General features: G+C 73.2%; 14 protein-coding genes. 9 read left to right on the top strand and 5 right to left on the bottom strand.

The annotated features are described in order from the left end of the window. Positions 1-12: 12 nt before the first annotated feature. Entirely contained in the window at positions 13-1,278 is a 1,266-nt protein-coding gene (locus MWU75_RS09810; RefSeq protein ID WP_247090055.1) for a geranylgeranyl reductase family protein, read from the bottom strand. A 157-nt stretch (positions 1,279-1,435) separates the two neighbouring features. Between MWU75_RS09810 and MWU75_RS09815 the strand changes: the two genes are divergently transcribed. From MWU75_RS09815 to MWU75_RS09830, 4 genes are read left to right on the top strand one after another with little or no spacing between them, the layout of a single operon-like run. After that, positions 1,436-2,575, top strand: coding sequence for an extracellular solute-binding protein (locus tag MWU75_RS09815; protein WP_247090057.1), 1,140 nt, complete (start codon positions 1,436-1,438; stop codon positions 2,573-2,575). Positions 2,576-2,585: 10 nt separating this feature from the next. After that, on the top strand, positions 2,586-4,172 hold the full coding sequence (locus tag MWU75_RS09820) for an iron ABC transporter permease (RefSeq protein WP_247090059.1): 1,587 nt from the start codon (positions 2,586-2,588) through the stop codon (positions 4,170-4,172). Beyond that, positions 4,169-5,242, top strand: a complete 1,074-nt coding sequence (locus tag MWU75_RS09825) for an ABC transporter ATP-binding protein (RefSeq protein WP_247090061.1) — start codon at positions 4,169-4,171, stop codon at positions 5,240-5,242. Before MWU75_RS09820 ends, MWU75_RS09825 begins: the two co-directional genes overlap by 4 nt. Positions 5,243-5,252: 10 nt before the next feature. Beyond that, on the top strand, positions 5,253-6,104 hold the full coding sequence (locus MWU75_RS09830; protein ID WP_247090063.1) for an AraC family transcriptional regulator: 852 nt from the start codon (positions 5,253-5,255) through the stop codon (positions 6,102-6,104). Positions 6,105-6,137: 33 nt separating this feature from the next. Here MWU75_RS09830 and MWU75_RS09835 read toward each other — a convergent pair whose 3' ends face one another. The 3 genes from MWU75_RS09835 to MWU75_RS09845 all read right to left on the bottom strand — a co-directional run bounded on the left by MWU75_RS09835 (position 6,138) and on the right by MWU75_RS09845 (position 7,672). After that, complete coding sequence (locus MWU75_RS09835; RefSeq protein WP_247090065.1) at positions 6,138-6,686, bottom strand: DUF5655 domain-containing protein; 549 nt, start codon at positions 6,684-6,686, stop codon at positions 6,138-6,140. Between the two features lie 84 nt (positions 6,687-6,770). Further along, positions 6,771-7,292 (bottom strand): SRPBCC family protein, encoded by a 522-nt coding sequence (locus MWU75_RS09840; protein WP_247090067.1) that lies wholly within the window; start codon positions 7,290-7,292, stop codon positions 6,771-6,773. Beyond that, on the bottom strand, positions 7,289-7,672 hold the full coding sequence (locus MWU75_RS09845) for a metalloregulator ArsR/SmtB family transcription factor (protein ID WP_247090069.1): 384 nt from the start codon (positions 7,670-7,672) through the stop codon (positions 7,289-7,291). The genes MWU75_RS09840 and MWU75_RS09845 overlap by 4 nt, the downstream gene beginning before the upstream one ends. Positions 7,673-7,791: 119 nt before the next feature. On the opposite strand from MWU75_RS09845, the gene MWU75_RS09850 reads away from it, so the two are divergent. The 3 genes from MWU75_RS09850 to MWU75_RS09860 are packed head-to-tail and all read left to right on the top strand — an operon-like array spanning position 7,792 to position 10,184. Beyond that, positions 7,792-8,589, top strand: a complete 798-nt coding sequence (locus tag MWU75_RS09850) for a fumarylacetoacetate hydrolase family protein (protein ID WP_247090071.1) — start codon at positions 7,792-7,794, stop codon at positions 8,587-8,589. 9 nt (positions 8,590-8,598) lie between these two features. Beyond that, positions 8,599-9,414 (top strand): glutamate racemase, encoded by an 816-nt coding sequence (gene murI, locus MWU75_RS09855; RefSeq protein WP_247090073.1) that lies wholly within the window; start codon positions 8,599-8,601, stop codon positions 9,412-9,414. Positions 9,415-9,416: 2 nt separating this feature from the next. Next, entirely contained in the window at positions 9,417-10,184 is a 768-nt protein-coding gene (locus tag MWU75_RS09860) for an MBL fold metallo-hydrolase (protein WP_247090171.1), read from the top strand. A gap of 115 nt (positions 10,185-10,299) precedes the next feature. Here the strand turns inward: MWU75_RS09860 and nagA are convergent, their stop codons facing one another. Beyond that, entirely contained in the window at positions 10,300-11,415 is a 1,116-nt protein-coding gene (nagA, locus tag MWU75_RS09865; protein ID WP_247090075.1) for an N-acetylglucosamine-6-phosphate deacetylase, read from the bottom strand. 67 nt (positions 11,416-11,482) lie between these two features. Here nagA and MWU75_RS09870 point away from each other — a divergent pair, with 67 nt between their 5' ends. Together MWU75_RS09870 and MWU75_RS09875 are read left to right on the top strand one after the other, a co-directional pair. Beyond that, positions 11,483-12,052 carry a peroxidase-related enzyme gene (locus tag MWU75_RS09870; RefSeq protein WP_247090076.1) on the top strand — a complete coding sequence of 190 codons (570 nt, stop codon included), beginning with the start codon at positions 11,483-11,485 and terminating at the stop codon, positions 12,050-12,052. Between the two features lie 78 nt (positions 12,053-12,130). Continuing rightward, positions 12,131-13,084, top strand: a complete 954-nt coding sequence (locus MWU75_RS09875; RefSeq protein ID WP_247090078.1) for an FUSC family protein — start codon at positions 12,131-12,133, stop codon at positions 13,082-13,084. Positions 13,085-13,088 lie beyond the last annotated feature (4 nt).

Raw genomic sequence — 13,088 nt, forward strand, 5'->3', positions numbered from 1 at the left:
CTGAGGGGCTGCTCAGCTGAACGGCCGGCGGGCATCCAGCCGCGTCGACCCCTTGCCGGCCGACCGCCACACACGCGCCGCCGCGTCGCGGTCCTCCTCGGTGATCAGGTTGCCCATCCAGCGCAGCGCCAGCCGCATCATCCAGGGGGAGCGCATGCCGATCGGGCCCAGTTTCGGGAGGACCCAGGGGACCGTCACCAGTCCGGCCAGCCGGCGGGCGATGGAGAACGCCTCGCCGTAGTGGTCGGTCAGCAGCGCGGGCCAGGCCGCCGAGAGGTCGGACTGCTCGGACAGCATCTGGGCCGCGAGCCGCCCGGTCTCCAGCCCGTAGTCGATGCCCTCACCGTTCAGCGGGTTCACACAGGCCGCCGCGTCCCCGATCAGCATCCAGTTGGGCCCGGCCACACCGGACACCGCACCGCCCATCGGCAGCAGCGCCGAGGTCGGCATCCGCAGCGGACCGCTGACCCCGAAGTCGCCCTGACGCTGCTCGGCATACCACTGCATCAGCGGACGCAGCTGCACGTCGGCGGGGCGCTTGGCCGTCGCCAGGGTCCCCACGCCGAGGTTCACCTGGCCACCGCCGAGCGGGAAGATCCAGCCATAGCCCGACACCATCTCGCCGTCGCGGTCGCGCAGCTCGAGGTGGGAGCTGATCCACTCGTCGTCGCTGCGCTCGGAGTCGACGTAGGACCGGGCCGCCACGGCATACACGGTGTCGCGGTGCCACTCCCGGCCCAGCATCTTGCCCACCGGCGACCGGACCCCGTCGGCCACGACGAGCCGGTCGCACTCGATCTCGAAGGTGCCCTCGGTGCCCTTGAAGGTCACCCCGCGGACTCGCCCGGCCTCCTGCCGGACCTGGACGGCGCGGGCCCCGTCGAGGCCGAGGGCCCCGGACTTCAGGGCCACCGTGCGCAGATGGTCGTCCAGCTCGGTGCGCGGCACCGCCGAGCCGTATGACGGGAGGTTGCCCGAGGCCTTCCGGCCGCGGCCCTCGGTCCACTCCAGGTGGAGGGTCTGCCCGAACCCGTGCGCCCGCAGGCCACGGCTGCGCGGGTGGGTGGAGAGCCAATCGCCCAGCCCGAGCAGCTCCAGCTCGGCGATCGCCCGCGGGGTCAGGCCGTCGCCGCAGGTCTTGTCACGGGGGAAGGTCGCCGCGTCGGCCAGCACCACGTCCAGTCCGGCCCGGGCGGCCCACGCCGCGGCAGCCGATCCCGCGGGACCGGCGCCCACGACCAGGACGTCGGTGCGCTGCGGAGGGGAGGAGACAGTCACGCCCTCTATCTTCCCAGGCCGGGCAAGAGGCTGAGAATCCGCCTCGGAAGAACCCTGGCGGAGCGCTCGAGGCGTAGGTAAGGTAAGCCTAATCTAACGACGGTGTGGTCGACGTTCTGCCCGCCCGGCCCCACCCCCGGAGTCAGTGAGGACCCACATGCGTGCTGTGCGTTTCAGTCGAGTTGCCACCGCCGTCCTCGCGGCGGCCGCCCTCAGTCTCACCGCCTGTTCCGGTGACGGCGACACCCCGGACGAGGATGAGGCGGCCGCGGACGACACACCGAGCGCCGACGCGGGCGCCGACAGCGAGAGCACCGACGACGGGACCGACGAGGACGCCGAGGCCGGTGCCGGAGCCGACGAGGGTCCGCTGGTCATCTACTCCGGCCGCAGCGAGGACCTGGTCGACCCGCTGATCGAGGCGTTCGAGGAGGCCAGCGGCCTCGAGACCGAGGTCCGCTACGCCGGCAGCGCCGAGCAGGCGCAGCTGCTGCTCACCGAGGGCGACAACAGCCCGGCCCACGTGTTCTTCTCCCAGGAGGTCGGCGCCCTCGGCCTGGTCGGCGACGCCGGCATGCTCGTCGACCTGCCCGCGGAGACGCTGTCCGCGGTCCCCGAGACCTACGTCGCCGACGACGGCAACTGGGTCGGGATCACCGGGCGCGCCCGGGTCGTCGTCTACGACTCGGAACAGGTCTCCGAGGGGGAGGCGCCGGACACGGCCGAGGCCATCCTGGACCCGCAGTGGGCCGGGGAGGTCGGGGTGGCCCCCGGCAACGCCTCCTTCCTGGCCTTCGTCACGGCGCTGCGGATCACCGAGGGTGAGGACGGTGCCGCGCAGTGGCTGGAGACCCTGGCGGGCAACGGCGTCCAGACCTACGAGCGCAACGGCGACATCCTCGAGGCGGTCAACAACGGCGAGGTCAAGCTCGGCCTGATCAACCACTACTACTGGTTCGCCGCCGCGGCGGAGCAGGGCAGCGACATGCGCGCCCAGCTGAAGTTCGGTGCCAGCGGCGACGTCGCCGGCCTGGTCAACGCGACCGGCGTGGGCATCCTGACCGGCGGCGAGGGACGCAGCGACGCACAGGCCTTCATCGACTACCTGCTCTCCGAGGAGGGCCAGACCTACTTCGTGGAGGAGACCTACGAGTACCCGCTGGTCCCCGGCATCACCGGCCCCGAGGGCGTGCCGCCCCTGGAGTCCCTGGGCGGCCCGGACATCGACCTGTCCGACCTCGGCACGGTCGACGTCAGCGCTGGGCTGGTCGACGCCGCCGGGATCTCCGTGGGCTGACCACCCTCCCGTGACACCTGATCTCGCGGTCCGACCCCGCGCTGGGACGGGCCCGCCGGCCGGGCTGGGCCGGCTGCGGACCACGCGCAGTCGGCCCAGCCCGGTGCTGCTCCTCCTGGCGGCGGCCGTGGTCGCGCTGGTCGCCACGCCCGTCGTCTTCATCGTCACCGAGCTGCTGGCCCAGCCGGACGGCTCGGTCTGGCAGGCGTTCTGGCGGCCGCGGACCCAGACCCTCACGCTCAACACGATCGCGCTCGTGGTGACCGTGACGACGGGGACGCTGCTGATCGGTCTCCCCACGGCATACCTGATCGCCCGGACCGACCTGGCCTGGCGCCGGGGCTGGCAGGTCCTCACCGCCCTGCCCCTGGCGGTGCCGTCGTATGTCGCGGGGTTCGCCTGGGTGTCTCTCACACCGGTGCGCGGGTTCTGGGGGTCGGTGATCGTCATCACGCTGGTGAGCTCGCCGTACGTCACGCTGCCGGTGACAGCTGCGCTCCTGCGCGCCGACACCGACGCCGAGGCGGTGGCCCGCACGCTGGGAGCTGGCCCGCTGCGGGCCTTCTGGTCGGCCACCCTGCCGCAGATCGCGCCCGCCGCGGGGGCGGGCGCGCTGCTGGTCGCGCTCTACACCCTCGGCGAGTTCGGTGCCGTCGCGATCATGCGCTTCCCGGCGCTCACCTGGTCCATCCAGACCGCCTTCGGCGGCACCTTCAACCGCTCCCTGGCACTGGTGCTCTGCCTCATCCTGGTGGCGCTCGCCCTCGTGGTCGTCGTGCTCGAACGGGCGGTCCGGCGCCGCGACACAGGCCACGGTCGGGTCCGGGTGGACGAGGCCGCGGCCCGGGCGCGGCTCGGTCCTGGCGGGCAGCTGCTGGCCGCGGGTGCGCTCACCGGGCTGTGCTTCGCGGCTATCGGGGTGCCCGTGGTGACGATGACCATCCGCGCGGTGCAGAGCGTCGCCGAGCGAGAGCTCGAGGCGGCCCGCCTGGCGGAGGCCGCGGCCACGACGGTCCTGCTCGGCCTGGGTGGCGCGGTCCTGGCGGCACTGCTCGCCCTGCCGATCGGCATCCTCTCGGCGCGCCACCGAGCCCGGACCGTCGGCGCCCTGGAGACCGCCACCTACCTGGGCCACGGCCTGCCCGGGATCGTGCTCGGCCTGTCCATGGTCTACCTGGCCCTCCTGCTGCTGCCCTCCCTCTACCAGACCCTGTGGGTGCTGGTGCTGGCCTACGGCATCCTGTTCGTCCCCAAGGCCGCCGGCTCGGTGCGCACCGCCGTCGGGCAGGTGCCGCTGGAGCTGGAGGACGTCGCCCGCTCCCTGGGGCGTTCGCCGGTGCGGGTCTGGACGGCCGTCACGGCCCGGCTGGCCTGGCCGGGCATCGCCGCCGGGGCCCTGCTCGTGGCCCTGACCGTGATGAAGGAGCTGCCCGCCACGCTGCTGCTGCGCCCGACCGGCACCGACACCCTGGCCACCCGGCTGTGGCAGCTCACCGACATCGCGGCCTACGGCGCCGCGGCCCCCTATGCGATCGTTCTGGTCGTGATCGCCAGCGTGCCCGCCTTCCTCCTCTCCCGGCGACTGGGGACATCGTGAGCGCGCTGAGCGTGCGCGGCCTGTCGGCCGGCTATCCCGCGCGGCGGGCCGGGGAGGACCCCACGACCGTGCTCGACGGCATCGACCTCGAGGTCGAGACAGGTGCCTTCGTGGCCGTGCTCGGGCCCAGCGGGTGCGGCAAGACGACGCTGCTGCGGGTGATCGCCGGTCTGCACCCGGCCAGGTCCGGACAGATCGAGCTGGCCGGGCGGCCGGTGGTGGACGGGCCGCGTGGCGTGCCACCGGAGCAGCGGCGCATCGGGCTGGTGCCCCAGGAGGCCGCCCTCTTCCCGCACCAGAGCGTCGCCGCGAACGTCGCGTTCGGGCTGCGGTCGCCGCGGGCCGGGGTGCCCCGCCCGGGCCGGGCCCAGCGGGATGCCCGGGTGGCCCAGATGCTCGACCTGGTGGGCCTGCCCGAGCTGGGTGGCCGGCTGCCCCACGAGCTCTCCGGCGGGCAGCGGCAGCGCGTCGCCCTCGCCCGGGCGCTCGCCCCTGGGCCGACGCTCGTGCTGCTGGACGAGCCGTTCGGCGCCCTCGACGCGTCGTTGCGGGTCGAGCTGCGCACCGAGGTCCGCCAGATCCTGCGCGAGACCGGGACCACCACCGTGCTCGTCACCCACGACCAGGACGAGGCGCTGTCGACAGCCGACCAGGTCGTGGTCCTGCGAGACGGGCGGATCGTCCAGCAGGACAGCCCGGACGCGCTGTATGCCGGACCGGTCGACGAGTGGGTCGCGCGGTTCGTGGGGGACTGCACGATCCTGCCCGGGACCAGCGACGGCAGCGCGGTCCGTTTCGAGCTGGGCACGCTGCCGGCCCAGGCTCCCGCGGGCCCGGTCGAGGTCGTGGTGCGCCCGGAGCAGGTCCTCGTCGGTGCAGGTCCGCAGGGCGTCTCGGGGGTGGTCGCCGGTCGGGAGTTCTTCGGCCACGACACGCTCTACCACCTGGAGCTCGCCACCGGGACCCGCTTGCTGGCCCGGATGAGCGGGGCCGGCTCCCACGACGTGGGCTCCACGGTGTCCGTCGGCGTCGCGGGCCCGGTCCAGGTCCTCCCCATCGATCGAGGCTGAGGGCCGTCACATGCACTACGAGGAGCGGCCCCCGCCGCCGGGGCTGGAGGACCTGGTCTCCCGGCTGTGGTTCCTGGAGGCGCCGCGGGTGCGGCGGTTCGAGAAGATCCTGCCGCTGCCCTTCGTCCACCTGATCGTCAACCTCTCCGATCCGTATGCCGTGTACGACCGGTCCGGCGCGCCCACCCCGGTGGGGGAGACCTTCCTGTCCGGTCTGCAGACGGAGTTCCTGGTCATCGAGTCGCCACCGGTGATCCGGCACGTCGGCGTCGAGGTCCTGCCGGCCGGGCTGGGCGCCGTCACCGACGCCGCCGGTCCCGCCGTGGCCGGACGGGTGCAGGACGCCCGTGCCCTGGTGCCGGGGCTCGAGGACGTCGCCGCTGCGGGACGCCGCGATGCCCCCGAGGTGGCGCTCGACCGGCTGGTCGACGTCCTGCTCGCCCGTCGGGCGCGCACCCGGTCCCGGCCCGACCCGCTCGTCATCGAGGCACTGGCCGCGCTCGACGCCGACCCCAACCGCCCGGTCAGCGACCTCGTCGCGGGCGCGTCGCAGCGGACGCTGCTGTCCCGATTCCGCACCGCCACCGGGCTGTCGCCGAAGAGCTACGCCCAGGTGCTGCGCTTCCACCGACTGGTCACCGGGCTGGCCGACCCCGCCCTCGATGGTCGGGAGGCGGGTGCCGCGGCCTGGTCGGCGGTCGCGGTCGAGTCGGGCTACTACGACCAGCCGCACGTCATCCGCGCGTTCCGGAGGTTCTGCGGGTGGACGCCGGCGGAGTATGCGCGCCGGGTCGCCGAGTTCGGCGCCGACGCCGCGCTGTTCGTCCCGCTCGACGAGGTGCCGGTCAGCCCGCTCACCTGATCACCGGCCGGACCCCTGGCCGGCGGCCCACGGTCACGCCCGGTCGTAGGCCTCGCGCAGCCAGCCCAGCAGCTCCTCGTCCACCTCTGCCTCACCGGTGACGTCGACCCGGTGGGTGCACATCCCGCCGGCCGCCCGGAGCCGCTCCGTGGGCGCCGTGCCCCTGAGGTTCAGGCCCAGCTGCACCCGCTTGGCGCTGGGCGCCTCCACCAGGGCGAACTGCTTGCTGCGCCGCAGCGACACCCCGGTCTTCTTGGGTGCGACCTCGACGTCGGGGCCGAAGCCGCCCACCTCGGTGAGCAGGCGGCTCAGGATCGGCCGCAGGTGGGCCTTCGCCCCGGCATACTGCGCGTCGACCAGGTCCTCCGCGGAGACGGGACCGGCGGCACGGGCCCGGTGCTGGGAGGCCACCAGGTTGGCGAAGCCGTGGGAGACCCCATGCTCGCCCTTGAGCAGCGCCATCGCCGCACCGTGCGTCGCCGGCGCGGCGGTGTCCAGCAGCGCGAACCACTCCTCCAGCGAGCGGCCGGTCCGAGCCGGGAGGTTGTCGATCATCGTCTGGGTCGCGGCATCCACATCCATGGTTCGCACGCTACGACGCGAACGGCGGCCGGGGATTGTAGAAATCGGCAGCCGAACCGCGCCGTCAGTATGCCGTGGGCAGGGTCAGGCGAACAGGTTGCGGTAGTGCTGCGCCAGGGCCGGGAAGTAGTCGTCCCAGTTGATCGTGGCCGGGTCCCCGCCGGTCTCGGCTGCGACCAGCCGATCCAGGTAGTAGTCCCAGCCCGGTCCGACCTCGGCGGCCGCGGCCGGGTCCGAGAGCTCCTGAGCGAAGCGCAGGGTCGTCACACCGGCGGCCTCGCTCAGCGCCAGACGGAGATGCCAGGCCAGCGGGTCCGGGTCGGCGTGGTTCACGACCGTGGTCACGTGCAGCAGTCGCGGGGGCTCGCACCGGTCGATCGTCAGCGGGTCGGCGGTGGCGGCCTCTCCCTCGAACAACATCCGGAAGCGGACCTCGCCCTCCGCGGGGTTGCCGGACCACTCGCCGATCCACCGGGCGAGGCGCGCGGACTCGGTCACCGCCGCCCACACGTCTTCGATGGGGGCGCGGAAGGTGCGCGTGAACTCGACGAAGGTCTGGCCGTCCAGCTCCCGCCTGCTGCTCTGGGTGCTCGTCGGGGTGGTCATCCTGTCTCCTTGGTCTCTATGGTGCCTGGTGGTGTCGCCTGTCCGCGGTCGCGGCCGGCGCGGCGGACCTCGAGGTCGAGGCCGTCGAGGACGTGCTCCGGGACCCGTGGACCCGGCGTGGCCGTCGCGACCGCCCCCAGCCCCCCGAGCCAGGTCTGAACCGCTGCGAGTCCGCCCGGGGTCAGGCGGTAGTGCCGTTCGCGACCCACGTCGTCGGCGGACACGATCCCGGCCGCACCCAGGACGCGCAGGTGCCGGCTGATCGCCGGACGGCTGATCTCGTGGTCCGCGGTGAGGTCGACGACCCGGGCCGGGCCACCGGAGAGCCGCTCGACCAGGGCGCGCCGCACCGGGTCGGCGATGGCGGTGAACGGGTCCATGGACAATTAGTAACCGATACGTTACCAATCTGTCAAGGGAAGCAGGCGAGTCGGTCACGCGAGGCAACGACGAGCCGCCGCGGCCCGGGACCGGTGAGCCACGACATACTCTTGTGCCCATGCGCATCTGCAGGTTCACCACAGGTGAGGATCCCGAGTTCGGCCTGGTCGACGGGGAGGGCAAACGGATCGTCTCGATCACCGGCGACCCGCTCTACACCAAGATCGAGCTGACCGGTGAGAAGTACGACCTCGAGGACGTGCGCCTGCTCGCGCCGGTGATCCCGCGGTCCAAGGTGGTGGCCGTGCAGCGGAACTACGCCGACCACGCCCGGGAGATGGGCGGGTCGGTCTCGGAGGTGCCCGGCCTGTTCTTCAAGCCGAATACCTCCGTGGTGGGGCCGGGCGACCCGGTGGTCATGCCGTCGATCACCCAGGAGGTCAGTTACGAGGCCGAGCTGGCCGTGGTGATCGGGCGGATGTGCAAGGACGTGCGGGCCGAGGACGCAGCGTCGGTGATCCTCGGCTACACCGTCGCCAACGACGTGACCGCCCGCGACCTGCAGCGCTCGGACGGCCAGTGGTCGCGGGCCAAGGGCATCGACACCTTCTGCCCGCTCGGGCCGTGGATCGAGACCGAGCTGGACACCTCGGACCTGCGGGTCATCAGCCGGGTCGACGGCGAGGTCCGCCAGGACGGCACGACGGCGGACATGGTGCACGGCATCGGGGCGCTCATCGAGGTGGCCTCCGCGGCGTTCACGCTGCTGCCCGGCGACGTGGTCCTGACCGGCACCCCGGCCGGTGTCGGCCTGGTCGAGCCCGGCCAGCGCGTCGAGGTCGAGGTCGAGGGCATCGGCGCCATGAGCAACCCCTTCGTCCGCGCCGAGGCCCCGGCTTCGCCCCAGCAGGCATAGCCTTTGCCGGTGCAGGATTCTCCGGTCGGCGTCTTCGACTCGGGCTTCGGTGGGCTCACCGTGGCCCGGGCCGTCATGGACCAGATGCCCCACGAGGCCGTGCTCTACCTCGGGGACACCGCCCGTGCGCCCTATGGTCCGCGGCCGATCGCCGAGGTGCGGCAGTACGCCCTGGAGTGCCTGGACCGCCTCGTCGACCACGGGGTGAAGGCCCTGGTCATCGCGTGCAACTCGGCCTCGGCGGCGATGCTCGCCGACGCCCGGGAACGCTATGACGTGCCCGTCATCGAGGTCATCCGGCCCGCCGTGCGACGCTCGATGGCGGCGACGCAGAGCGGGCGCGTCGGCGTGATCTCCACGGCGGCCACCCACCAGAGCAAGGCCTACCTCGACGCCTTCGCCGCGGCCCCGCCGACCGTCAAGCTCTTCAGCCAGCCGTGCCCGCGGTTCGTGGAGTTCGTCGAGGCCGGGATCACCAGCGGGCCGGAGGTGCTGGCGACCGCGCGGGAGTATCTCGCGCCCCTCATCGAGGCCGACATCGACACCCTGATCCTGGGCTGCACGCACTATCCGCTGCTGTGGTCGGTCCTGCAGTACGTCCTCGGCGAGAGCGTCACCCTGGTCTCCTCGGCGGAGGCCACGGCGGCCGAGCTCTTCCGGGTGCTCACCGACACCGACACGCTGCGCCCCGAGTCCCAGGGGGAGCCGACGCACCAGTTCCTGACCACCGGCGACCCGCACGGCTTCACCCCGCTGGCGCGCCGCTTCCTGGGCCCCGAGGTGGAGCACGTCGGCCGGGCCTACGTCGGGCGGGAGGGCGAATGACGCTGCGACTCACCGTGATCGGGTGCTCGGGGTCCTTCGCCGGCCCGGACAGCCCCGCGTCCTGCTACCTCCTGGAGGCCGAGCACGGCGGGCGCGACTGGCGCCTGGTGCTCGACCTGGGCAGCGGCGCGCTCGGCGCCCTCCAACGGCACACGGACCCGCTCGCGCTCGACGCCGTCGTCCTGTCCCACCTGCACCCCGACCACTGCCTGGACCTCACCGGGCTGCACGTCATGCGCAGCCACCACCCGACCGGCCCGTTCGACCGTCGGCTGCCGGTGCACGGGCCGGACGGGACCGCCGAGCGGATGGCCCGCGCGCACGGGGTCGAGCACCCCACAGACCTCGGCGACGTCTTCGCGTTCTTGCCGGTGGCCGACCGCCGCGAGTTCACGATCGGGCCGTTCCGTCTCGTGCCAGTGCGCGTCACCCACCCGGTCGAGGCCTACGGCTACCGCGTCTCGGTCGGGGACGTGACACTCGCCTACACCGGCGACACCGACTCCTGCCCGGCGCTCGGCCCGCTCATGGCCGACGCCGACCTGGTCCTCACCGACAGCGCGTTCGTCGAGGGCCGCGACACCACGACGGGGATCCACCTCTCCGGCCGGCGTGCCGCCGAGGCCGCGGTCGCCGCGGGCGGGGTGCGGCGGCTGATGCTCACCCACATCCCGGCCTGGAACGACCCGGCAGTATGCCGTGCGCAGGCCGCCGAGGTCTGGCCCGGCGAGGTGGAGCTCGCCGAGCCGGGGCTGACGTACGAGTTGTAGTCACTTCCCTCCGGGATCTCGCAGGGGAAGGCGGGTGTCGGCAGAGCGCACCAGAGTGACCCACGAGATGGGGCTGGAAGGCCCGGGGAGCGTCAGCTCAAAGGCCGGGGGAGCGTCAACTCAGGAGTTGGCCGGCGCGCCAGACGCCTGTGGGGACCAGGTCCTCGTCGAGGGTCAGCAGGTCGGCGGGGGCGCCGGGCGCGAGGGTGCCGCGGTCGAGGCCGAGCGCCCGGGCGGGGGTGCTGGTCGCGGCGACCAGGGTGTCCGCCGTGGGGATCCCCGCAGCGCGGGCGGTGCGCACCGCCCGGGCGAGGGTGAGGGTGCTGCCGGCGAGGGAGTCGCTGCCCTCCAACCGTGCGACGCCGTCGACGACCTCCACGGCCAGGCTGCCCAGCTCGTAGGAGCCGTCCGGGCAGCCGGCTGCCGCCATCGCGTCGGTGACCAGCGCAACCCGCGCCCGCGAGGCGCGGTGCAGGAGCGAGACCACCTCGGGGTGCACGTGCACGCCGTCGACGATGAGCTCGACCGTGAGGTCCTCCTCGGCCAGCGCGGCCGGGATGGGGCCGGGGTCGCGGTGGTGGATCGGGCGCATTGCGTTGCACAGGTGGGTCACCACGCTGGCCCCGGCACGCACGGCCTCCCGCAGACCGTCGGCGTCGCAGTCCGTGTGGCCGACGGCCACGACCACGCCCGCCTGCCGCAGGAGGGAGATCGCCTCCATCGCCCCCGGCAGCTCGGGCGCGATCGTCACCATGCGCAGGTGACCCCGGGCCGCGTGCAGGAGCCGCTCGACCTCCTCACGCGTCGGCGGGCGCAGCTGGCCGGGGTCGTGGGCACCGCGGTGCAGCGGGCTGAGCCACGGGCCCTCCAGGTGGATCCCGGTGATCTCCCCGCCCTCGGCGAGGGGCACCAGGGCCGCCACCTGGCGCTCGAGCTCCTCCGGACCTGCCGTGACCAGTGAGCCCACCACGGAGGTGGTGCCGTGCCGGTGGTGCAGCGCCAGCGCGGCGCGCGCCTCCTCGGGGTCGGTCGTGGCAAAGCTGGCTCCCGACCCGCCGTGGCAGTGGATGTCGACCAGGCCAGGCACGACATACTCCCCGGTGACGTCCACCGGACCCGGTGCCTGCCCGGCGCCGATCTCCGCGACCAGCCCACGGTCGGTGTCGACCCGTACCCAGCCTGGCGCGAACGACCCGTCCGGCCCCAGCAACCGCTCACTGCTCACGATCATCGCGACACCTCCGGCCCCGAACCTATCCCGCTGCCGTGCCGTCCCGCCGGAGCGGTACCGTGCCGCCATGACTGAGCAGATCTCGTTCCTGACGGTGCCCGGGCGCGACGACGTGCCCGAGGGCGTGGCCCGACTGTGGGACAAGTCGCAGGAGGCGTTCGGCTTCGTGCCCAACGTCTTCCGGGCCCAGGCCGTCAACGGCGACCAGTTCCTGGCGTGGTGGAGCTATTTCAACCTGCTGGTCAACAAGGAGGGCCACCTGACCAACGCCGAGCGGGAGCTCGTCGCAGTGGTGGTCAGCGGTATCAACCGCTGCACCTACTGCACGGTCTCCCACGGGGCCGCGCTGCGCGAGCACTCCGCAGACCCGGTCACCTCCGACCTGGTGGCGGTGAACTGGCGCCAGGCCGACCTGCCCCCGCGTGAGCGGGCCATCGCGGAGTATGCCGAGCGCCTCACCCGGGCGCCGGACGAGGTCGGGCCGGAGGACCTCGAGCCGCTGCGCGAGGTCGGTATGGACGACCACCAGATCATGGAGCTCGTGCAGGTCATCGGCATGTTCAACATGACCAACCGGGTCGCCAGCGCCATCGGGATGGTGCCCAACGAGGAGTACCACTCCCACGCCCGGGACTGACCACGCGGGACCCTGTCCGCGACTCTTGGGGCGCGGCATACTGGTCGGAGGCACCCGCGCGGACCGAGGACGAGAGCCATGAGTTTGTCGCTGCCACCCCGCAAGGCGCTGGTCGTCGCCCTGATCGTGCTCGGTCCGGTGCTGGCCGTCGCGGTGCTCGCGGCCTGGTGGCTCGGCCTGGCGGCCGCGGTCTGGGTGATGTTGGGTGTCGTGGCCGGTGCCAATGTCGCCATCGCCAGGGCGGACGTGCCGGCCCGGCTCGGGGCGTTGACGGTGCTGGCACTCGCCGGCCCGCTCGGGCTGCTCACCGCGCAGCGGCCGTGGCTCGCCGCCCTGGTGATCGCCCTCGCGGGCCTGGCCCAGGCGCCGCTGAACCGGTCGAGCCGTGGCCTCGCGGCGCTCGCACCGATGCTGGTCGCCTTCGGCGCCACGTCCGGGTTCCCGCAGGACCCGCTCGTCGCCCTGGCCGGCACCGTGCTGGGGGTGGTCACCGTCGCGGCCACCGCACGCGCCCTCGGCGTGGCCAAGGAGCCCGAGCCGGTGGGCCGGCTGGACGCGGTGGTGCACGCCGCCGGGATGGCCGCCGGTGCCGTGGCCGCACTGCTGGCTGCGTTCGCGCTGGATGTAGCCCACGGTTACTGGATGGTGCTGATGCTCGCGGCGGTGCTGCAGCCGCGCGGGCACCTGACCCGCCAGCTCGCCCGCGACCGGCTGGTCGGCACGCTGATCGGGCTGGTGGTGGCGGCGGCCATCGTCCTGCTGGTGCCGGGTGAGATCGCCTGGCTCCTCGTGGTGCCGTGCCTGGTGTTCACCCTCGCCTGGACCGTCGCCGGTGACATCCGGCAGTCGGTGGTCTGGGGCGTGCCACTCATCGTCCTGTTGTCGTCCTCGGACCTGGTGGCCCGCGCCGACGTCGCCGCCGAGCGTCTCCTGCTCACCGCCGCCGGCGTGCTGCTCGCGGTGCTGCTCGGCTGGGCCTGCGACTGGCTGGTCGAGCGCCTCGAGCGTTCCCAGGCAGGAGTGGGAGCATAGGGCG

Origin of the sequence: Ornithinimicrobium sp. F0845 (assembly GCF_023015765.1) — a bacterium.
Classification (GTDB): Bacteria; Actinomycetota; Actinomycetes; order Actinomycetales; family Dermatophilaceae; genus Ornithinicoccus.